Genomic DNA, 19,977 nt, shown 5'->3' with positions numbered 1-19,977 from the left:
GCACCAGCCCCGCCCCCCTACCCACTATCAAAAACCCCAAGTGCCCATGGTGAGCATTTCTACGAGCAATTTACAAGAGCACTCCATGCAAATAGGGTTTCAAACCGAAATGGGCTATCAAAAATTTTTCACGCCCTTTATTGGCATTTCTAGCTACGCGTATTTTAGTTACCGCTACTTGTATATGAAAAAATTCATTGCGGATAGCAATGTGAACGCCCTCAATCGCTATAGCGCGGGGTTTGGGAGCAATCTCTTATTGAATGTCTACACCAAAATCAAAAAAAGCAAGTACATGAAACACCCCTCGATTCAAACCTATGGCTTTTTTGCAGGCTTGCTAGGCTTGTTCAATCTGTGGAACGCCACCTTTTTAGGCGATAATACCGGGATTTGGCGCAATAGCATTAATGTGGACGCCACCTTTGGCTTTAGCATGCGTTTCAACCGCTTCAAGTGGATGCTAGGCGTGCATGTCCCTCTAGCTAACGCTAATCAAACCATTGAGTTATCCAATCGCGAGGGTACAGAAACCATTAAACTCTTAGACAATTACAAGAGCGCGGATCTTTTCTTAAATTTTGTCACGATTTTTTAGCCAGATCAGGGGCAAAAGGCTTTTTTTATGTTACTATTTGTGCATACTATTCATATCTCATGTCTAGGGCAGCTCCATGAAAAAAACCTTAAGCCTTAGTCTATACCTGTGTTGTGGCGCAAACGCGCACCCCTTTGCCTCCTATTTAGATGGGGCCTTTGTCTCCTTTGGTATGAGCGCTGGGGGGGGGAGCGCGCTAGAGAGTGTGCGCAGCGCCCCAGATGCCAATGCCGCAAAAATTGCCGCCTATCAAGCCAATTTGCAAGCCTATCAAAACGCCCTAGCCCAGCTTAAAAGCAACCAAAACCAAACGCTTGCCAAACTCCAAGCCCTCGCTCAAGAGCTCTCCAGTCTCAACCCCAACTCCACCCAAATCGCCCAGCTTTTAGCCAAGTTGCAAGACCACCTAGCGCGCACGCTACACACCCAAGCCCTCATAGGCTTAGAACAAGACACCTCTAGTTATCAAAACTATTTAAACCAGCTTGTCAGCAACTACCAAGCCAAGAATCAAGCCCTCATCAATCAGGCGCAAAATAGTCTGACACAATACAAAAATGCTTTAGGCAGTGTGAATCAGGACAACCAAAAGACCCTCACCCAAGCCCTCAACACCCTAAGCACCCTCAACACCCAAGCCACTCAGGCCGCTAAAGAATTAGGCATCACCTACACCCCCATCACCCCCCCTGTGCAAAGCTCCCAAGTCAGTTCGCTCACCCCCACCCAAGTGATCCAAGCCATCAACACCCTAGCTAGCGACATCAACACCCTAGCCTCCACTATCGGTGGCGATATTACTAAATTAAATAGTGCGGATAAAAAAGTCGTCCTGCAAAACGCCGCCAAGGTCGCCCAGCTCACCAACGCCGCTAATGCCGCCAAAGCTGCTGCTGCCACTGCCAGCGCTGCAGCGACTGCTGCTAACACCAAGGCCCTTAGCCAAATTGCTACCATCGCCCAGATTTTAGGCCAAGCCTTTCATAACCAGTGGATGCAATACGCCCTGGGAGAAGCATGGGGCAAGAGCGCCACCGGGATTAATAATCTCACCTACGCCAATAGCGGGCGCACCTGCATTATCCCCAATATCGTCTCAGGCAATATGAGCTCTTCTGGCCCTAATAGCTGTGGAAGTACTTACCCTAGTGCTCCCAAACTGCCCACCGGACTCACTCTCTCAGAAATGTGGAACACGCTTTTTAATGTGAGCGCTCTAGCCCCCTATGCAGCCAGCAAATATATAGGGCCCGAGCCCTATTTTCAAAACAATGCCACGGCCCAAGCGGCCATACAACAACAATTTGCCTACCTCAACTCCTATTTAAGCCCCTCTAATTTTGCGGGCAATTTTGCCAATTCTAAACTCTCCATTCTATTTAACCAAGCCCTGAGCAGCGGCAATATTACCCAAGCTCAAAGCCTGCTTACAGACTATGCTACGAGCATGATCCCCTACATGCTAGACGTGTTTGAGCAAAATCAATACTGGCTTGGGCGCACTCCCAGCCCCACCAACACCGCACAAAACAACGCCTTTAGGGGCTATTGTACCTCAGAGAGCCCGCTATGGATTGGCTTAGATCGTTGTCAAACAATTAGTTATGGCAACATCACCTTTTTAGGCGGTCTTTCTTTTGACTCCGCTCAAGTGGCCAGTATCCAAAAGAATATCAATGCTCAAGAGAGCACCGCCTCTAGCGCGATCACCAGCGCACAGAGCGCACAAGCCGCTGCTACTAGCGCACAAGCCAACTACACCAAAGCCCAGCAAGCCCTAAGCGACTTCAAACCCACCACCACCCCCTACCCCATCCCCCCCACGCCTAATTACACCCTCCCTGCTCCCACGCATGTGAGCGTGCCCACCATCTCCACCACCCCAACCCCCATGCCCTCTATCAACGCCCCCACGCGCCCGATGATCACCATCACCAACCAAAACCTATCAAGCCGTTCTTTGCAATTTGGGGTGCAATTAGAGGGGGGGTATCAAAAGTATTTCACGCCCTTTATGGGTGTCGCCTACTATGGCTATTTTGGCTACCGCTACCTCTACATGGATAAGGCCTTGAGCACAGCCATCCGCGCCAATAATGTCAACCGCTATAGCCTTGGCATAGGGGCTAATTTGCTTTTTAATGTCTATAGCAAAATCAAAAAGAGTCCAGGAGGGGGGAGGCCCAAAATCCAAGCCTATGGTTTTTTTGCCGGACTCTTGGGGATCGCCCATATCTGGACAGCGCGCTTTTCCAATGTAACGCAGGCACAGGTGAGCAATAATGCCAATATTGACGCGACCTTTGGGATTAGCATACGCGTGGATCGCTTCAAATGGACTTTGGGCGCGCATGTACCCTTGATCGCCCAAACCCGCACCCTCATGGCCCCTACCAGTTTGAATGGTTATGAGAGTCTAAAGCTCATAGATAGCTTTAAAAGCTCTTCGCTATTTATGAACTTCACGCAGATTTTTTAAAGGGGATGGCATGCAAATTTTGCGTTTTTTTGAGGATGTATATTTTAATTCTCTCCATGTGCAAGCGCTGCTGGACACGCCAAGCCGTAAAGAGATACGCATTTGCGTGCCCAAAGACCAAGAGATGCGCGAACACCAAGCCCCCGGGGAGACTGTGTTGCGCGTTTTAAAGGGGCGTATTTGGTTTGAAATAGAGGGCACAAGGCACACCCTAGAGACAGGGGATTGCATTGTTCTAGATACCCACACCCCCCATAGCTTAGGCGGTTTAGAAGACAGTGTTCTAAACCTCAGTCTTAATCACGCTCCAGCGCACAGTAGCAAAACTTGAATAGTCGCTAAAACTTTGTTCACTGCGCAGTAGCTAAGAATTGTTGGTATTCTTGGCATATTTCCCTCAAGCGCGCATCGCTGATCTCAGCCATACGCACAGACTCGCTCTCAACAGCACTTTTTAACACCTTGTTGATACGCGAAGTGGCAAAGCCAAGAGCCAAGCTATGGCCACACGCTTAAATCAAAGCGTTTTAACAGCGTGGGGATTGTATTGGCGCATTTGGTAGGCCAATGCGCGCTGGCTCTGGGTGTCTAACTGATAGCGTTTGTCATAGGCGTTTTGCACGGCGATTTTCAAGATATCGCGCTGGTTGGCATACAAGGGCTCATCCCAAAGATCTAAAACCAGCGCATACAACTGGATATTTTGTACCAAGAGTTCAAAGACGCGGGCACGATCCCTAAGATACAGGGCTTCATCCAGACCATAATTAGACACATGCAAAAGCACGCGTTCAAAAACCTTGGGGGCGATACGCGCAGGGAGTCTTTGAATCAAATAGGTTTTGAGTTTCTCCAATTGGCCTTCTAAATCGCTTTGGTTGGAGAAGATCAACACAGCAAAAAGCAAAGCTCTAGTGTTGAGTCGCCTGCCCAAGCGTCTGGTTTGCCATTTGATCAGCCATTTTCTAGGCTTGGAAAGTGGGAAGATCGACACCACCACGCACCCCCTATTATTTTTTAAGATCATAGCACAGAAAGGTTTTTAACGGAGTTTGCTTAAAGTGGGGGAGTAAAGTTTTAAAAATATAATATAATATCCTAAAGAAAGCCTAACGCGGAGGAATTGATGTTGCAGTGGATAGACACGCATTGCCATTTGGACCACCGGCTTTACCATACCGATGTGGAACAAGTTTTAGAGAACGCCAAGCAAGCAGGGATCACGCGCATGGTGATTCCGGGCGCGGACCCTAGGGATTTAAACAGGGCTTTGCAATTATGCACGCGTTATGAGGAGCTGTATTTTGCCGTTGGGGTACACCCTTTGGATGTCGAGCACTTTGATAACGCGCAGCTAGAAGCGCATATCCAGCACCCCAAGTGCGTGGCGGTGGGGGAATGCGGACTGGATTATTTCCAACGCCAAGGGGGGCATTTGGACAAGGCGCGCCAAAAAGAAGTCTTTTGCGCCCAAATTGAATTAGCGCTAGCCTATGACAAGCCCTTGATCGTACATATCAGGGAGGCCAGCGATGATGCTTATGCAATTCTCAAAGCATACCCGCACGCACGCGGGGTGCTGCATTGCTTCAATGGCGATGCCATTTTGCTCAAACTCCATAAGAATTTCTACTATGGCATTGGGGGTGTGGCGACTTTTAAAAATGCCAAGCACCTGCAAAATGCCCTCCCCCATATTCCCTTAGAGCGTCTTGTCTTAGAGACAGACGCGCCCTATCTAACCCCTCACCCCTTTAGAGGTACGCGCAACGAGCCCAAGTACACCGCTTTGATCGCCCAGCAAATTGCCCAAGTCTTAAACATAGAGCCCGCCCACTTAGCCCATACCACTAACGCCAACGCCGCCACTCTCTTTGGGCTTGCCCCTTATGCTAAGGTGTCTTGATGGTGCGCCCTTTAAAACTCTTGGTTATGCTATCAGTGGGGTACACCCTAGCCCATGCCCAGCCCATCAACACCGCCCTTAATCTCAAGCCCCTAAATAGCTTTGGAGTCAATGCAGAGTTTCTAGCCAGTGTGGATAATTCCCAAACTTTACAAAATGTGCAAGACGCTTGGGATCACTTTGTACAACGCTACGATCGCAGCGGGATTTTCATCCCCACAATCAAAAGTATGCTCGCCCAAGCGGATATTCCGGTGGAATTTTTATTCTTAGCGATGGCTGAGTCTAATTTTTCCACCAGTGCCTATAGTGTCAAAAAAGCCGTGGGCATCTGGCAACTCATGCCAGACACCGCCAGAATGCTAGGCTTACAGGTGGATCGTTATGTAGACGAACGGCGCGATCCCATCAAGAGTACACAGGCGGCTATCACATACCTGCACATGCTCTATAAACAAACCAAACAATGGTATCTCGTGGCGATGGCCTATAACTATGGCCCAAGAAGGGTGTTAGAGGCCATCCAAGAAGCCGGTAGCGATGATATTAATGTTTTGTTGGACGATACCAAGAGATTTCTCCCTAAAGAGACACGCGGGTACATTCGATCTATTTTGAGTTTAGCCATCGCCTTCAATAACTTAGATGCCTTGCAACACAAGGAGTATTTGCTCAATCGCGGGGCGCGCACTAGCCTAGCTAGCCTGAAAATTCAGGGGGGTACTTTGCTCTCTTCTATTGCTAAGGGCGCGCGTCTCTCTTTAAGCGAGCTCAAATCCTATAACCACCAATTCCATTACAATTTTCTCCCCCCCGATAAGGCCTACACGGTCTATATCCCCTATGAGAATCTCGCCCATTTCAAACAGCACTATAAGCCGGGCAACCCTTTACATGCCTTTGTTACTCACAAGGTCAAACCTAGAGAAACGCTTTACTCCATCGCGCGCAAATTCCACACCAGCGTGGCAATGCTCAAGGCGATGAACAATTTAAAGAGTTCCTTTTTAAGCACCCGTCAGACTCTTTTGATTCCCATTCTCAAACAACCCTCCAAGAGCTTGAAAAAAGTCGCGCAAAATGACATGGCGTTTTAGAGTTTTTGGCTTTTTGATCCTGTGCGCGCTGTGGGGTTGCGCGTCTAACCAAAATAAAAGCAGCCGCCCCTTGCTGGCCAAACATGAAAGTTTGCGCGCCTACGATGACGCTAGAGAGTTTGGCACGCCCCAGCCGCGTAAACATTCCTTTTGGCCTTGGCATAAACACAAATCTAAAAGCACTTCAGGCACGGCCCCTGAGAGCATGGCTAATGTCCCAAGCAGTAGCTTGACAGCGGGTATGCGCGATTCAGAAGCAATCCAACGTGCCACGATGCGCCCTTATCGGGTGGGGAATAAAACGTACTACCCCACAAAAGTCAATGTGGGGCAGACTTTTGATGGCTATGCAAGTTGGTATGGGCCTAACTTCCATGCCAAACGCACTAGTAATGGGGAGACTTACAACATGTACGCCCACACAGCGGCTAATAAAACTCTGCCTATGAACACCATCGTCAAAGTTACCAATAAGGACAATAATAAAAGCACCATTGTACGCATCAACGATCGAGGGCCCTTTGTGGCCAACCGTATCATCGATCTCTCCAATGTCGCCGCCCATGACATCGCGATGGTGAGCAAGGGGGTTGCGCCCGTCAGGCTGGAAGTGCTAGGCTTTGGGGGGGTGATTTCTAAGCAATATGAAAAGACCTTAGAAAAAGCCCCGCATGCGCGCGCGCTCAAACAGGAATTTAAAGTGGGCGAGAGTCAAAAAAGCGTGAGCGGGGGGCATTTTTCCTTGCAAATGGGGGCTTTTAGAAGTCAAGAGGGCGCGCAAAAAGCCCAGATGGATTTAAAACCCCTGCTTAAAAAACCCTACCAAACCGCCATCGTGCAAGGCACTAAGGGCAACCAGCCCATTTATCGGGTCTTCATCCGGGGGTTTCAAAGCGAGGCGGAGGCAAACGATTTTGCTAAGAGTATGGGTAAATCTGGCTTTTTGGTGCGCGAGTAGGTGCGTTTTAACACGCTGTGGGTGTTTTTCCTAGGGGTGAGTGTGGTGATGGGTGCTTTGATTGTCTTTTTTCTGCAGCCCCACCCCACTTCCCTTTCTCCTGTTAAGAATTTCGCTAAAATTGAAGTGCGCGGGTTTGAGGCGTTCCAAACCAATCCCGAGGGCACGGATTTGAGCATCCGAGGGACTAGGGCGTTGCAATATAGCGATCACGAGGTGCTCTATGACTTCACCTTGAGCAAGTACGACCCCCAAGACAAGGTGCAAGAACAAGCAAGGGGGGAAGTGATGGTACATAAAAAAGAACTCTATAGCTTCCCTAAGGGAGTTTTATACACCACCAGCAGCGGACAGAGCTTTTGGAGTCAATACGGGGTTTACGATCACAAAAAGCAGACCTTCCAAGGCAGGGGGCCTTTTAGAATGAGTGGGCCTGAGGGGGATGTGAATGGGGAGGATATTTCTTACAACCACGCCGATGGGCTTTTGCACGCCAAACATGTCCATGCTTTGATTGATTTGCAAGGTGCCAAACAATCCAAACCCCATGTCCCTAATGCAAAGGGCTTAAAATTGTGAGATGGGGGGTGTTGGTGTTGGTGTTGGCACTATTGAAGGGCGCGCCTATTAGAGAGACCTTAGAGGTGATCGCTGATAAGTTTGTCGCCGATGATAAGAAGCATATCACCACCATTGAAGGCCATGTGCATATTAAAAAGGGCAAGGACACCTTAAACGCCAACAAAGTCATCATCTACACGAATGCCAAGCGCAAACCTGTTAAATACGAGGCAATGGGCGCAGTGCAATTCCACCTAGTAACCCAAGATGGGCGCGAAGTGGAAGGGCATTCTGATCGCCTGATTTACGATGCGATCAAACAGGAATACCGCCTTTTACAAAATGCGGTAGTGAATGAAGTGGGCAAGATCAATTCCATTAAGGGGGAAGAGATCATCTTGAGCAAGGAACGCGGGTATGCCGATGTGCTAGGAAGTAAGGACAAGCCGGCTAAATTTGTCTTTGACATGGACGACATCCAGCAAGAGCAAAAGAAACAAAAGCAAAAAAAATCCCAAGAAGCCCCCAAACAAAATAGCAAAGAAGCTTCCCCCAAGTCTAAAACCCATGAATCCCATTAAGATTATAGAGAGTCGTTTTTTGATCGCAGCCACGCATCTAGCCCAATGCCCCCCGGAATGCGTGCCTGAAGTGGCGTTTGTGGGGCGTAGTAATGTGGGTAAAAGTACGTTGATCAACCGTATTTTACAATGCCAGATCGCCAAAAGTTCAGCCACCCCGGGTAAGACCACTAGCGCGAATTTCTTTAGCACCACATGGCGCGTTGCGCCCCAAGAGACTCTGCGTTTTTATTGTATTGATTTGCCCGGTTTTGGGTACGCCAAAGTCTCCAAACAACGCAAAAAAGAGTGGGAAAGCTTCCTAAGCGCGCTCCTCACCCAACGCGCTTCTATCAAACTCATTTTGCATCTCATTGATTCTAGACATGTGGGTTTAGAATTAGACCAGCAAGTGCATGCCTTTTTACAAAGTGTCTTGCACCCTGATCAAAGCCTAGAGCGCGTTTTTACCAAATTTGACAAGTTGCCTAAAAACGCGCAACACGCCCTCTATCAATCCCACAATGGGCCCTTAATCAGCGCGCAAGGCCCGCTCAACCCTAAATTTGGGACGCTTTTAAAACTCCAGCGCGCCATCTTAAAAAGTCTCTTTGCTAAGAATACAGATGTTTAAGACCCGCTTCCCCATCACATTAGTGGCAACTTGGTTAGGCTTTTATCTCTATAGCAATTTGAGAGACATCTACACATGGTTACCTCCCATGCTGGGTTTTCTCTTTGCCCTTTATCGCCACACCCTAACCCAAGAGAATCCACGCGTGGGGTTTGTAGTGTGGGTTTTTGTCTGTCTTGTGAGTGTGGAGCTCATCCACACCCAACCCTTAGGAGTGCTGGTATTACTGTTCATCTTCTATGAAAAGCTAGTTGTGCGGCACTTGTTGCGCGCCTTTCAAGACAATGTGCTAGGGGATTTGGTGCATGGGTTTTGTATATACGTATTGTATTTAGGGTTTTTAGCACTATGGAATCACCATTACGCCCCTTTTTGGAGAGAAGTGCTGAGTTATAGTGTGTTAGAGTTTTTGCTTTGGAGAGTCTATGCTAGGGCTTAGAATGCGCTTTGTATTGGGTCTATTGGGTTTGGTGTGGGCAGTGCTGGTCTTTAAAATCTTTATTCTCAGCATCAAAACCAATGACTACTTCGAACAACTTGCCTTGCGTAACATGACTAAGAAAGAAATCTTAGTCCCCACGCGCGGGATCATCATGGATCGCAATCGCGAATTGCTTGCGATTAACCAACTAGGCTTTAGCATCTCTCTTGCCCCAGCGTTAAAAAGCAAAGCCTTGGAAGATAAAATTGCGCTCTTAAAGTATTATTTCCCGGATTTAGACAAAGACGATGCGTTGGACAATTACCAAAAACAAAACTCGCGCTACAACCACAACGCAATCCCCATTTTAGATTTTGTCCCCTATGCCTCCATGCAAACCCTCTATGCCAAACTTTTGCAGATTCCAGACATCGTGATCGCCCCGACCAATAAGCGCCACTACCCCAATGACGCGTTAGCTTCCCATGTCATTGGTTACTTGGGCGCGGCCGATAGCAATGATATCGCCAAAAACCCCGCCAGCCAATACACCCACACCATCGGTAAAACCGGCCTAGAAAAAGAGTATAACGCTCTCTTGCAGGGCGCGTTGGGCTATAAATTGGTGAGCGTGAACGCGTTAAACCAAGAGTTAGAGCTATTGGAGATCAAAGAGCCCAAGACCAATAACGATCTCATTTTGAGTTTAGATAAAAGATTACAACGCAAGGCAGACGCGCTCTTTGCGGACAAACGCGGGGCGATCATCGTTATGAACGCGCGCAGTGGGGAGATTTTAGTAGCCGGGAGCTACCCTGAATATAATCTCAATAATTTCATTGGGGGGATTAGTGTCTCAGACTGGAAGAGTTTACAAGACGATCCAGGAAACCCCCTGCTCAATCGAGTCATTAATGGGCTGTATCCCCCGGGATCTGTGGTGAAAATGGGAACAGCTCTGAGCTTTTTAGAGAATTTACCCATGAATGAAAACACCATCATCCCCACACCCGGCTATATTGAAGTGGGCAAGCGCAAATTTAGGGACTGGAAACCCGGGGGACACCAAGACTCCAATCTCTACAAGGCCATTAAGGAATCTGTAGACGTGTACTTCTATAAATTCGCCCTTGATCTCCCCATTGAAAAACTCACTAAAACCTTTTCGCAAATGGGTTTTGGGAAAAAAAGTGGCGTGGATTTACCCAATGAATTTGTGGGCATTCTACCCGATCCTAGCTGGAAAATGAAGCGTTTTGGCACTATTTGGAATGTGGGCGACACGTTGATCACGGCTATCGGACAGGGCTCTTTTCTAACCACACCCCTACAAGTAGCTAATTACACCGCGCTTTTAGCCTCAGGCAAGCTCCCCACCCCCCATTTCCAACAAAATGGGGATTTTCCTGCCAAAGATGTGTTAGACAAGTTCCAAAAATCTAAATTGCCCGCATTGCGCAAGGGCATGTATGAAGCGTGTAGCCAACAGGGGGGAACGGCCTATAAAAGCACGCGTGGAGTCCACGTGAGTTTAGCATGCAAGACAGGTACGGCGCAGGTGGTGGGCATCGATCAAAACACCACCACACGCACTAGAGAAAGTGAAATGGAATATTCCCAGCGATCGCATGCGTGGATCACGGCCTTTTTACCCTATGAAAAACCCCAATATGTGGTTACAATTCTAGTCGAACATGGAGAAGGGGGAAGCAAGAATGGCCCCCTCCTCAAAGAAATGGCCAACACGCTTTTAGATTTAGGTTATATCAAGCCTTGATGGGGGCAAAGCCCCACAAAGCAACATGCTTTGCTCTTTAGCTAGGCGGATTTGGCTAACACTAATATCTGCCTAGCAATCAAGGGGTTATACCCTTGGAGTTGGGGCATCAACCTTAGCAATAGGAAACACAAAACTCCAAAGCGAGCTGTCCTATGAAGTCGCGATTCCTGCTAAAGTTAGAAACCTCTAACTTTAGTTATGAGAGGTGTCAACCTGCAGAAATGTCTAATAGATCTAAAACCTCGCGCAAGTCTAGCGAGCGCGCTATGGCGCTGGCGTGTTGTTTGACGATCTCTTTAGCGTTGAACGCCACGCTCACATCGGCCAAATCAAACATACTGATGTCATTAGCCCCATCGCCCACCACCAGCGTGTGGCGCGGGTTCAAGAGTTGTTGCAAACCCAATAACATTTCTCTTTTAGAATCCCCACGCATCATAGGCCCGCTCACCAAGCCTTCTAAGACCCCATTGCGCGCGTGTAATGTGTTGCTAAAATCTGCCTCTAAACCCAGTTTTTCCTTAAAAAACGCGGTCGCCAACTTAAACCCTCCACTAAAACACACCACCTTATAACCGCGCGTTTGCAAGCCTTGCACCACTTCTTTAGCCCCCCTGTGTAAGGGCAGACTCTCGCACACGGCTTTGGCTACCCCAATCTCCATGCCCTTGAGCAAGGCCACCCGACTGACTAAACTTGTGTAAAAATCTGCCCTGCCCTCCATCGCCCTAGCGGTGGCAGCTCTCACTTCTTGCCCCACTCCATACGCCTCTGCGAGCGCTTCCAAAGTTTCGGCATTGATCAGAGTGGAATCAAAATCAAAGATCGCCAATTTCATACAACTCCTTAGAAAACCCCTATTTTAGCCAATTTTGTTATAATGCGGCATGGATGTTAGAGAGTGTTTTTTAACCTTGTGTTATGCGGGCAGGTTTCCTAAGGGGCCGGGCACGGCCGGGAGTGTGGTCGCCCTTGTGCTGGGCTTGCCCATTTTGTACGCTTCGGCAAATACATTGTTTTTAAGTGCTTTGTTGGTTGGAGTGATCGCGATCAAACAGATCGATTTTTACGAACAAGAAACCAACACCCATGATGCCAAACACATTGTGATCGATGAATTAGTGGGGATGTGGATGGCCATGGCGATCGCGGGTTTTAGTGTGGTGGGGGTGTTGGCTAGCTTTGTGTTTTTCCGCCTCTTTGATATTTATAAGCCCTCCTTGATCGGCAAAATCGATCGCGATGTCAAAGGGGGACTGGGGGTGGTGGGTGATGACGCTTTGGCCGGTCTGCTAGGCGGCCTGTGCGCCCTCTTGCTCACCCATCTTATCACCATGCCCTAGGGGACATGGCGCAAATGCCTAAAAATTATACACATAGTTGAGAAAGATCGCGATATTGCGTCTGAAGCTGATGTTGATCGAATCGCCCTTTTTGATCCCGTATTCTTCATAATCCTGTGTGCGGGTGAGGGTGAGGTAGGGGTCGTTAATGGTGGGGATACGCACGCCTAATTCAAAGCCCTGATGTGGAGTCAGATTAGCCCTAAAGCCAAGATTGACCAAAACCTGTACATAGGTGGGTGAAAAATTGCCTTTAAAACCATAGTCATTGAAAAAACTTGCGCGCTCTTTAAAATAGCTATTCATGCTCACGCATTGCCCGCTATCATTGCTGTACGCGCATTGCCCATCTGCGTAGCCCTTGCCCATCAGCCATGAACTCCCCCCTACCATCACCCCAGCAAACACCCCAAAGCTGTGTTGCTTTTTCTCATAGAAATTAAACAGCGCATCGATGCCCACCCCATAGAATAAATTGGCCGCTTGCTGTTTGACTGGCACCCAATAGGCTACATCCTCGCCATCCTCATCTTCTTGGAATTGTTGCTGTGCATAAGAAGCGCTCCCCCCCTGCCCGCTAAAAAAGCCATAGTAACGCAAACCAAAGCGTTTTTTCTTGCCAAAGAATTGTTTATACCCGATTTGGATATCCGCCCCAAAGAGATTTCCATTCATGGGCTTGCTTTTGCCTAGTACCCGCGCTAAAACAGGGTTGCTCAATTTTTGACCCCCTCCAAAATTGGAGTATTCAAACCCACCCTCTACAAACGCGCCATCTTTCTCCGCACTCAAGGGTACTAGGGAGAGAAGAGCAAGGGCACTAAAGGTTAAAAGGGGAGACCTAAGGTTTAATACTTGTGGCTTGTGGCTTGTGGCTTGTGGCTTGTGGCTTGTGGAGCATGCCATAATAACTTCCTTTTGTAAATAAAATAGACTAAGGATTCTAGCGCGCTTTGATTTGATTGTCAAGACCACATTCATCGGAGTTTGGCTATAATGGGTGGCGTATATTTTAAAATTGAGGGTTATCACTACATGCATACTTGTCATACGGGTTTTTCACAAAAACCCGCTACGCACTCCCCGCGCTGAAAGTCTAAGCCCTTGTCTACATACGCTCTTGAAATCGTGTGTGAGGTGAGCCAAGAGAATCTGCCTCTAGATTTAGAAGGCTGGCTAACCCCTAAGCTATTGCCCATGATGAAATACCTTAAACACCCCCATTGTGTGGAGTTGGTTTTAGTGGAGAGCGCGCGGATCGCCAAGCTAAACCTAGAATTTAGAAATTGCCCTAAAAGCACCGATGTGCTGAGTTTCCCTCTAGAAATGCCCGGGCACGCGTTGCTAGGCAGTGTGGTGATCAATATAGATTTAGCCTTGCAAGAGAGTCAAGCGCGCGGGCATTCTCTCTTAGAGGAGATCGCTCTATTGTTCGTGCATGGCTATTTACACTTGCTAGGCTATGATCACGAGCGCGATCAAGGGCAACAGCGCGCTTTAGAACAAGAGATTATCGCCCATTTCAATTTGCCCCCTAGTTTGATGGTGCGCACAGAGTGAGTTTGGCGCGCGCGATGGCTTTTAAATTGTCCTGCCATTGAGAGTTATAGAGGGCGTGGCGCAATGTTTTTGGGATTTTTAAGGATCGACATTGCTCTTTATAGATTTTGGGCAGGGCTGTGGGCGTGGCGCGCGCCCTACTCCCCACGAAGATAAACCCTTCCAAAGCCCCCACACAATAGATTTTCATCTGGGTGCTAAAGAGGGTGTTGAGCCGCTGGCGTTCTAACTCTAGACGTTGTTTATAGCCCAACACATAGCCCAAGCGTTTCAACAAGCCATCAATGTAGTATAAGTTTTGATCATTCTGCCTAAACACCCACACCCCTGCCACACAAAACATCTTAATGGGAGGGTAGAGTTGGCATCTTTCCAAGTCCAAAGCCTGAAAACTGCGCTTCAAGCCCTTATCAACGCCCTTTATATTCAAGAAGGGATCGCTCAAAGTATGCCTAAAAACATTGCGCCTAAAACGTGGATTCTCATTGCTGCGATCCTCAAAATAGCGGTGGTGGCGCGTGTGTAGATAATCTCTTAGCGCGCTTTTGGGGGTATAGATGAGGGGGCGCGCTAGGGTGTAGTGCCCCCTATTCTCTAGGGCTTCAAAACCCAAGAGAGTTTGTAAGCTCGCTCCCTTGGCAAGCTGCATGAAAAACCACTCTAATTTGTCATTGAGATGGTGGGCTAGGATCACGCATTCATAACCAAATTGGAGACTCAGGCGTTTAAAGAAGGCATGACGGCTGGCGCGCGCGCGCGCTTCTAAATTCCCCCCCCTTAGGGGCGCATAGAGCACATGCACGTCCTTAGCATGTTTGCGCCCTAATGCCAACGCGTATTGTACCTCTAGGTGGGCTTGGGCGCGCAAGCCATAATGCACGATGGCTAAATCAAAGCGCACGCCCTGCTCTAATAACAGATGAAACAACGCCACGCTATCCCCTCCGCCTGAAAAGCCCAATAGACATCGACTCTTTTGCAGATATGCTACACGTTCCAAAGCAATCATTTAAGCCCCATCTTAAACTAGATTCACTAGAATCTCCCTCTTCTATTTTAACACCAAAGACTCTAAGATTTTCCAAAGGAGTGCTATGCCAGTGGCGCGTTTTTTCCGCTTTCAAGAACGCCAAACCAATTTGCGCACCGAGATTTTAGCCGGATTGAGTACTTTTATCACAATGGCCTATATTCTTGTGGTCAATCCGGCTATCTTGCAAAAGGCAGGTATGGATTTTGAGGGAGTTTTTGTAGCCACCATTCTAGCCTCTGTGCTGGGCACGCTCATTATGGGCGTGGTGGCCAACTATCCCATCGCCATTGCCCCAGGGATGGGCATGAACGCCTACTTCACCTTTGTGATCGTCTTGGGGATGAAGATTCCATGGCCAAGCGCGTTGGCCAGTGTCTTTGTGGCTTCTTTGATCTTTTTGTTGCTGTCCCTAACGCGTCTACGCCAAGCTCTCATCAACGCAATCCCTCCTTCTTTGAAAGCGAGCATTAGCGCAGGGATCGGGCTTTTCATCGCCTTTATAGGGATGCAAAACGCCCATTTGATCAGCGCTTCTAGCGCGACTTTGGTCACCTTGGGCGATTTTTCCGATCCCATCGCTTATTTGTCCCTATTAGGTCTGTTAGGGAGTGTGATCCTTTTAGTCCATCGTATCCGCGCTGCCATCTTCTTGGGCATGCTTTTAAGCGCGTTACTATGTGTCTTACTAGGGAAGGTTAACTTCCCTGCTTCTTTCATAGAATTGCCATCCCACGCCACGAGCACATTTTTAAAATTGGATTTCAAGAGCTTCACCCCAGATTTGGCCGCTGTGATCTTCACCTTTTTTTTGATCATGCTCTTTGACACGACCGCCACGATGATTGGTATTGCCGGGCAGGCTGGATTATTGCAAAATGGGCGTTTTCCTAACGCTAAAAGCGCGTTATGCGCCGATGCGATCGCAAGCACGGTAGGCGCGCTGGCTGGCACTTCGCCCACTTCTGCTTATATTGAATCGGGTGCGGGGGTGAGTGTGGGGGGGCGCACGGGTTTTACCTGTGTGGTGGTTGCTTTGCTATTTATGAGCATGCTATTTTTTGCCCCTGTGGCTAAGATGTTAGCCAGTGTTCCCTCCATCAGCGCGCCCGCCTTGATTATCGTGGGGTTTTTAATGATGAGTCATTTGAGCGACATAGATTGGCATGATGTAGAAGAAGCCCTGCCGGCCTTTTTCGTGCTCTTTTGGATTCCTCTCTCTTATAGTATCACCAGTGGGGTGGGGGCGGGGCTGATTCTCTATCCCTTGCTTAAGATTGTGCGGGGGAAATACAAACAAGTTCACCCCCTCTTGTATGTCTTTATGATACTCTTCACCTTACAGTTCATCTTAGACGCGTTACACGGCGCGCACGCCTGAACCGCTTTTACCAAATGGATCGCCTAGTCCCCCTACGCACTTTCTTTGAGTTGTGCCAAAGCGCGCCAAAACGCATGGGCTATGCTTTGGGTTTGGTCTTGTTGGTTGGCGCGCTCCCCTCCTTGAGTGTCGCCATTACCATCAAGCTTATTAACCTTATCGCGTGGATGTTGCAACATAAAAGCTTAGAATACAAACCTCTAATAGAGATTTTGTCTTTAGGGGCTTTGGTGTTGTTGGGATCGCATGTGTGTGCCCAAGCCTTAGCCCACTTGCAAACCTTGATTGCTGAAGAGTTTTCTATGCATATCTTGAGCAAGCTAGCGGACAAACTAGAGACAACCACTCATCTAAGTTTTTTAGAGGATAAAGAGCGTAGTGTGCAAATCAATACCCTGAAAAATGGTTTGCACATTAGACCGCTTAACTATGTCAATAATCTCTTTTTCAGTGCGCAACGCCTCATTGGCTTGTTCTCTCTTTTTGTGGTGCTTGGCTCTATTAGTCTCTACCTACCCTTTGTGATGCTCTTGGCAAGTACCCCTAGCCTTTTGCTCTCCAACCACATCGCCAAGAAACACAGCCAAGAATTAGATTCTTTGCAAGATCAAAAAGAAGCTCTGCAAAACTACTTACAACATGGCTTAGACAGCGCGAAGAATAAAGACAATCTCTTGTTCAACTTCATCGCTGCCTTTAAAATAGACTTCACTTTGAAAAAGAGGGAGTATCTCAAATCTTTCACAAATATCCACCAAAAACAACTGATCCATAGCCTGTTTTTAAATATCTTGGTGGCTCTATTTAACGCGAGTCTCTTGTTTTTTGCGATTGCTATCTTGTTGGCTAAGAGTGTGGGCGTGGGGGCTGTGGCTGGGTATATCCAAGCCTTTAGCATGGCTAACCAAGAATTAGAGGACTTGGCTCTCTTTGGGCGGTGGTTTTTTGTGATCAACACCTATTTTAAAAACTATTTTGCACTTTTAGACACCCAAGATCAACCAGAAAAAAAGCAGGTGTTAGAAGAAGCCATCACGCATATCCGCTTTAAGGAGGTGTGTTTTTCTTACCAAAACAAACAGGTCTTGCACAATATCAATTGCGCCTTTAGCGCGTCTAAAATTTATGCCATCGTGGGCAAGAACGCGAGCGGTAAAAGCACTTTAATCAAGTTATTGATGGGTTTTTATGCGCCTAGCTCAGGAGAGATCATTATCAACCAGCGCTATTTGTTAAAAGATTTAGATCTTAAAAGCTACCGCCAACAACTCAGCGCTATTTTTCAAGATTTTTCTTTCTATGCGGGCTATAGTCTTGAAGAGAATATTTTTATGCAAACCCAGCCTAGCCCAGTCCAACTAGCCACTCAAGAACGCGCCTTAAGTCTTCTAGAATCCACTAAAGAGCTTTTGGCGCAATTTGGGAGAGATATTTTTGGTATCCAATACAATGGGCAGGATTTTTCAGGGGGGCAAAAGCAAAGCCTAGCCACTTTGAGAGCCTTTTTAAAAGCAAGTTCTTGCATGATTTTAGATGAGCCCTCAAGTGCCATTGACCCCATCGCCCAAAAAGACTTTTTAAATTTTATCTTTAAAATGATAGAGGACAAAATGGCGATCCTCATCACACACCATATTGCGAGCGCTAAAAATGCCCATGAGATTCTTGTCTTAGATGCAGGGCGCTTGGTTGAACGGGGCGATTTTGACACTCTGCTAAGCCAAAAGGGCTTGTTTGCTAGGCTGTATAAAGAGAGTTTAAAAAATTCTTAAATAGCTTGAAAGCCAAGATAAGGATTGCTAGCATGTTAAGGGTAGTTTTCAACAAAAACATTCTCCTTTTACTCTTAGGACAAGCTCTTAGCGGGGCGGTGGTTTCTCTGCCCATTACCACGACCCTTACGGGGTAATACCCTTGGGGTTGGGGCATCAACCTTTGGAATAGGGAATGTAAGACTCCAAACGGAGCTGTCCTGCTTGAAGCCGCGATCTCCACTAAAGCTAGAATCCCCTAGCTTTAGCTATGGGGAGTATGTCAATTTTGTTCCTCTCTAATTGCAAAGTGGATAAGAACATACAAAATTATGGAAAATGGGTATTTTAAGCGATTGATGTTATCATCAAAACCCACACAGGAGTGCAAAAATGAAACCCCTCATCCTCTTACTTTTGACTTTATTTTTAAATGCCACAAGCAACACCAATGAAGAGAGTGTTAATGATGGGTCTTATGAGATCAAAACGATTAAAATAGACTCTCAATTAATGGATTCTAAGGGCAATGATCTAAGGGATTCTAAGGGCAATCTCATTTATGCGCCCATCCCTGAGCAGTATGTTTTCACTAAAGGCGATATTTCAGACTCTAGAGTTTTAAAAGTTAATACAGATTTAAAGGACTCTAAGGGGCGTTCCTTTTGGGATAAGGTCTTTGCTGATAGTCCTAAGGATTGTCAAAGGCTTTTAAATCTAAATCCTAAGAACACTAAAGAATTAGACAACTACCCATACTTTTCTCTTTACTACAAACCCACTTTGTTAGCAGCTAGCCCGGGAAATAGCTTTGATGGCGAGGAAAATCAGGAGAATGCGGGTTTTGGGCGCATTTTAGATGTCAAGGTGAAGCAAGATGTTTTTACTATTGTTTATATTAACCTCATAGAGACCCTGAGCGACTTGGGAGGTGATCTAAAAAAATCAGAGCGATTAAGGATTTGGGATGAAGAAGAAGAGGCAGATGGAGATGGAGAGATCAATCCTAGTGGTGACATCACTTATCTTAAATTTTTAGATGACAACACAGCGACCTTTGTTGTAGATGCTAATGGAAAATACACTAACGACCGCTACAAGCTTTATCGCCCTATCAAATACTTTACAGAAAAAAGCGTGCCTAAAGTTTATGTCTGCCCTTACAGCGCAAAAACGCTTTTAGAAACCATCCAAAAGAGACATCCGGAGTACAGAAGTGAGTAAGGTAAATCAACTATTCCCCATCCCCCTCACAATAATCATCCAAGTCCTCTCCCACACACAAGATATCCCTCCCATGTCCCTCGTATGCGCGCGCTTTTTTGGCATCTTTTGGCACCCCTAAGCCTTTTTTGTACAATTTTGCTAACGATAGATAACAATAGGCATTCCCCATGTCTGCGCATTTTTGGTAGTAATGTGCTGCCTTTTTGTAATCGCGTGGGATGCGGGGAGTATAGGAGGGTGGTGCAGGAACTTCTTGGTACTCTTCCCAGTTCCTATAAAACAAGCCACCATAAAAATAGGTGTCGCCTAATTCTTTATAGCTATAGTCATCTCCCAAAGCCCCCGCTAATGTTAAATACTCCACACTCTTTTTAAAGGCGCCCGCACAGCTCTTGAATGTCTCATATTCACACTTTCCTTGATACATCCCTGCCAAGCTTACATACCCCAGCGCGTCCCCTAACTCCCCTGCCTTTTTGTAATACTCCATAGCTTTATTCTCATCTACATACTCTCCCATGTTGGTGTAGGCATTGGCATTCCCCATTGCCACCGCCTTTTGAAAATACGCCACCGCTTTATGCCTATTTTCTAGGATAGTCCCCGTGCTAAGATTGCTGCTCTCATCTTGATAAATCAATCCCAGCTCATTATAGGCTTGGCTATCCCCCTTTGCCCCCGCTTTTTCTAG

General features: G+C 47.3%; 21 protein-coding genes and 1 pseudogene. 16 read left to right on the top strand and 6 right to left on the bottom strand.

Annotation, left to right across the window (positions count from 1 at the left end):
- The 3 genes and pseudogenes from EAO38_RS07080 to EAO38_RS07070 all read left to right on the top strand — a co-directional run.
- Positions 1 to 598: pseudogene (locus EAO38_RS07080) on the top strand (outer membrane protein); the annotation flags it as partial.
- Positions 599 to 674: 76 nt separating this feature from the next.
- The gene (locus EAO38_RS07075; protein WP_121022442.1) at positions 675 to 3,077 is read left to right on the top strand and encodes an outer membrane beta-barrel protein; all 2,403 of its coding nucleotides are present in this window, start codon (positions 675 to 677) and stop codon (positions 3,075 to 3,077) included.
- Positions 3,078 to 3,087: 10 nt separating this feature from the next.
- Positions 3,088 to 3,408 carry a cupin domain-containing protein gene (locus tag EAO38_RS07070; RefSeq protein WP_121022440.1) on the top strand — a complete coding sequence of 107 codons (321 nt, stop codon included), beginning with the start codon at positions 3,088 to 3,090 and terminating at the stop codon, positions 3,406 to 3,408.
- A 19-nt stretch (positions 3,409 to 3,427) separates the two neighbouring features.
- Here the strand turns inward: EAO38_RS07070 and EAO38_RS08945 are convergent, their stop codons facing one another.
- A complete protein-coding gene (locus EAO38_RS08945) occupies positions 3,428 to 3,574 on the bottom strand; it encodes a hypothetical protein (RefSeq protein WP_162982724.1) in 147 nt (48 codons plus the stop codon).
- A gap of 20 nt (positions 3,575 to 3,594) precedes the next feature.
- Positions 3,595 to 4,077 (bottom strand): hypothetical protein, encoded by a 483-nt coding sequence (locus tag EAO38_RS07065; RefSeq protein ID WP_235852556.1) that lies wholly within the window; start codon positions 4,075 to 4,077, stop codon positions 3,595 to 3,597.
- 126 nt (positions 4,078 to 4,203) lie between these two features.
- Here EAO38_RS07065 and EAO38_RS07060 point away from each other — a divergent pair, with 126 nt between their 5' ends.
- The 8 genes from EAO38_RS07060 to mrdA are packed head-to-tail and all read left to right on the top strand — an operon-like array spanning position 4,204 to position 10,991.
- Positions 4,204 to 4,983 carry a TatD family hydrolase gene (locus tag EAO38_RS07060; protein WP_121022436.1) on the top strand — a complete coding sequence of 260 codons (780 nt, stop codon included), beginning with the start codon at positions 4,204 to 4,206 and terminating at the stop codon, positions 4,981 to 4,983.
- Positions 4,983 to 6,080 (top strand): lytic transglycosylase domain-containing protein, encoded by a 1,098-nt coding sequence (locus EAO38_RS07055; RefSeq protein WP_121022434.1) that lies wholly within the window; start codon positions 4,983 to 4,985, stop codon positions 6,078 to 6,080. Before EAO38_RS07060 ends, EAO38_RS07055 begins: the two co-directional genes overlap by 1 nt.
- Positions 6,064 to 7,038, top strand: a complete 975-nt coding sequence (locus tag EAO38_RS07050) for a septal ring lytic transglycosylase RlpA family protein (protein WP_121022432.1) — start codon at positions 6,064 to 6,066, stop codon at positions 7,036 to 7,038. Before EAO38_RS07055 ends, EAO38_RS07050 begins: the two co-directional genes overlap by 17 nt.
- A gap of 48 nt (positions 7,039 to 7,086) precedes the next feature.
- Positions 7,087 to 7,617: a hypothetical protein gene (locus tag EAO38_RS07045; RefSeq protein WP_205588374.1), complete on the top strand. Its 531-nt coding sequence runs from the start codon at positions 7,087 to 7,089 to the stop codon at positions 7,615 to 7,617.
- Positions 7,614 to 8,180 carry a lipopolysaccharide transport periplasmic protein LptA gene (gene lptA / locus EAO38_RS07040; protein WP_235852555.1) on the top strand — a complete coding sequence of 189 codons (567 nt, stop codon included), beginning with the start codon at positions 7,614 to 7,616 and terminating at the stop codon, positions 8,178 to 8,180. The genes EAO38_RS07045 and lptA overlap by 4 nt, the downstream gene beginning before the upstream one ends.
- Positions 8,167 to 8,793, top strand: a complete 627-nt coding sequence (gene yihA, locus EAO38_RS07035) for a ribosome biogenesis GTP-binding protein YihA/YsxC (protein WP_205588371.1) — start codon at positions 8,167 to 8,169, stop codon at positions 8,791 to 8,793. Before lptA ends, yihA begins: the two co-directional genes overlap by 14 nt.
- Entirely contained in the window at positions 8,786 to 9,232 is a 447-nt protein-coding gene (locus tag EAO38_RS07030; RefSeq protein ID WP_121022426.1) for a hypothetical protein, read from the top strand. The genes yihA and EAO38_RS07030 overlap by 8 nt, the downstream gene beginning before the upstream one ends.
- Positions 9,219 to 10,991, top strand: a complete 1,773-nt coding sequence (gene mrdA / locus EAO38_RS07025) for a penicillin-binding protein 2 (RefSeq protein WP_121022424.1) — start codon at positions 9,219 to 9,221, stop codon at positions 10,989 to 10,991. The genes EAO38_RS07030 and mrdA overlap by 14 nt, the downstream gene beginning before the upstream one ends.
- Positions 10,992 to 11,202: 211 nt before the next feature.
- Here mrdA and serB read toward each other — a convergent pair whose 3' ends face one another.
- Positions 11,203 to 11,832: a phosphoserine phosphatase SerB gene (gene serB / locus EAO38_RS07020; protein WP_121022422.1), complete on the bottom strand. Its 630-nt coding sequence runs from the start codon at positions 11,830 to 11,832 to the stop codon at positions 11,203 to 11,205.
- A 49-nt stretch (positions 11,833 to 11,881) separates the two neighbouring features.
- On the opposite strand from serB, the gene EAO38_RS07015 reads away from it, so the two are divergent.
- The gene (locus tag EAO38_RS07015) at positions 11,882 to 12,337 is read left to right on the top strand and encodes a phosphatidylglycerophosphatase A family protein (protein ID WP_121022420.1); all 456 of its coding nucleotides are present in this window, start codon (positions 11,882 to 11,884) and stop codon (positions 12,335 to 12,337) included.
- A gap of 18 nt (positions 12,338 to 12,355) precedes the next feature.
- Here EAO38_RS07015 and EAO38_RS07010 read toward each other — a convergent pair whose 3' ends face one another.
- Positions 12,356 to 13,378, bottom strand: a complete 1,023-nt coding sequence (locus EAO38_RS07010; protein WP_328588094.1) for an outer membrane protein — start codon at positions 13,376 to 13,378, stop codon at positions 12,356 to 12,358.
- Positions 13,379 to 13,465: 87 nt separating this feature from the next.
- On the opposite strand from EAO38_RS07010, the gene ybeY reads away from it, so the two are divergent.
- The gene (ybeY, locus tag EAO38_RS07005; protein WP_407927432.1) at positions 13,466 to 13,897 is read left to right on the top strand and encodes an rRNA maturation RNase YbeY; all 432 of its coding nucleotides are present in this window, start codon (positions 13,466 to 13,468) and stop codon (positions 13,895 to 13,897) included.
- Here ybeY and tilS read toward each other — a convergent pair.
- Positions 13,872 to 14,906, bottom strand: a complete 1,035-nt coding sequence (gene tilS, locus EAO38_RS07000) for a tRNA lysidine(34) synthetase TilS (RefSeq protein WP_121022415.1) — start codon at positions 14,904 to 14,906, stop codon at positions 13,872 to 13,874. The two genes, ybeY and tilS, sit on opposite strands and share 26 nt — an antisense overlap.
- An 85-nt stretch (positions 14,907 to 14,991) precedes the next feature.
- On the opposite strand from tilS, the gene EAO38_RS06995 reads away from it, so the two are divergent.
- The 3 genes from EAO38_RS06995 to EAO38_RS06985 all read left to right on the top strand — a co-directional run bounded on the left by EAO38_RS06995 (position 14,992) and on the right by EAO38_RS06985 (position 19,283).
- Positions 14,992 to 16,308 carry an NCS2 family permease gene (locus EAO38_RS06995; protein ID WP_121022413.1) on the top strand — a complete coding sequence of 439 codons (1,317 nt, stop codon included), beginning with the start codon at positions 14,992 to 14,994 and terminating at the stop codon, positions 16,306 to 16,308.
- A gap of 14 nt (positions 16,309 to 16,322) precedes the next feature.
- Entirely contained in the window at positions 16,323 to 18,080 is a 1,758-nt protein-coding gene (locus tag EAO38_RS06990; RefSeq protein ID WP_121022411.1) for an ATP-binding cassette domain-containing protein, read from the top strand.
- Positions 18,081 to 18,452: 372 nt separating this feature from the next.
- Positions 18,453 to 19,283, top strand: a complete 831-nt coding sequence (locus EAO38_RS06985; protein WP_121022409.1) for a hypothetical protein — start codon at positions 18,453 to 18,455, stop codon at positions 19,281 to 19,283.
- A 10-nt stretch (positions 19,284 to 19,293) separates the two neighbouring features.
- On the opposite strand, the gene EAO38_RS06980 is transcribed toward EAO38_RS06985, so the two are convergent.
- Positions 19,294 to 19,977, bottom strand: a 684-nt coding sequence (locus EAO38_RS06980; RefSeq protein WP_162982722.1) for a tetratricopeptide repeat protein, incomplete at its 5' end; no start/stop codon positions are given.

Origin of the sequence: Helicobacter vulpis (assembly GCF_003660395.1) — a bacterium.
Lineage (GTDB): Bacteria > Campylobacterota > Campylobacteria > Campylobacterales > Helicobacteraceae > Helicobacter > Helicobacter vulpis.
Note: the sequence above shows the minus strand (reverse complement) of the source record. Positions and strands in the feature narration are given on the sequence as shown.

What these genes read in the sequence shown, in the direction of transcription:
- EAO38_RS07075 (WP_121022442.1), top strand. Translation starts at nt 675, where the DNA reads ATGAAAAAAACCTTAAGCCTTAGTCTATACCTGTGTTGTGGCGCAAAC.
- EAO38_RS07070 (WP_121022440.1), top strand. Translation starts at nt 3,088, where the DNA reads ATGCAAATTTTGCGTTTTTTTGAGGATGTATATTTTAATTCTCTCCAT.
- EAO38_RS07060 (WP_121022436.1), top strand. Translation starts at nt 4,204, where the DNA reads ATGTTGCAGTGGATAGACACGCATTGCCATTTGGACCACCGGCTTTAC.
- EAO38_RS07055 (WP_121022434.1), top strand. Translation starts at nt 4,983, where the DNA reads ATGGTGCGCCCTTTAAAACTCTTGGTTATGCTATCAGTGGGGTACACC.
- EAO38_RS07050 (WP_121022432.1), top strand. Translation starts at nt 6,064, where the DNA reads ATGACATGGCGTTTTAGAGTTTTTGGCTTTTTGATCCTGTGCGCGCTG.
- EAO38_RS07045 (WP_205588374.1), top strand. Translation starts at nt 7,087, where the DNA reads ATGGGTGCTTTGATTGTCTTTTTTCTGCAGCCCCACCCCACTTCCCTT.
- yihA (WP_205588371.1), top strand. Translation starts at nt 8,167, where the DNA reads ATGAATCCCATTAAGATTATAGAGAGTCGTTTTTTGATCGCAGCCACG.
- EAO38_RS07030 (WP_121022426.1), top strand. Translation starts at nt 8,786, where the DNA reads ATGTTTAAGACCCGCTTCCCCATCACATTAGTGGCAACTTGGTTAGGC.
- mrdA (WP_121022424.1), top strand. Translation starts at nt 9,219, where the DNA reads ATGCTAGGGCTTAGAATGCGCTTTGTATTGGGTCTATTGGGTTTGGTG.
- serB (WP_121022422.1), bottom strand. Translation starts at nt 11,832, where the DNA reads ATGAAATTGGCGATCTTTGATTTTGATTCCACTCTGATCAATGCCGAA.
- EAO38_RS07015 (WP_121022420.1), top strand. Translation starts at nt 11,882, where the DNA reads ATGGATGTTAGAGAGTGTTTTTTAACCTTGTGTTATGCGGGCAGGTTT.
- EAO38_RS07010 (WP_328588094.1), bottom strand. Translation starts at nt 13,378, where the DNA reads ATGCATGTAGTGATAACCCTCAATTTTAAAATATACGCCACCCATTAT.
- tilS (WP_121022415.1), bottom strand. Translation starts at nt 14,906, where the DNA reads ATGATTGCTTTGGAACGTGTAGCATATCTGCAAAAGAGTCGATGTCTA.
- EAO38_RS06995 (WP_121022413.1), top strand. Translation starts at nt 14,992, where the DNA reads ATGCCAGTGGCGCGTTTTTTCCGCTTTCAAGAACGCCAAACCAATTTG.
- EAO38_RS06990 (WP_121022411.1), top strand. Translation starts at nt 16,323, where the DNA reads ATGGATCGCCTAGTCCCCCTACGCACTTTCTTTGAGTTGTGCCAAAGC.
- EAO38_RS06985 (WP_121022409.1), top strand. Translation starts at nt 18,453, where the DNA reads ATGAAACCCCTCATCCTCTTACTTTTGACTTTATTTTTAAATGCCACA.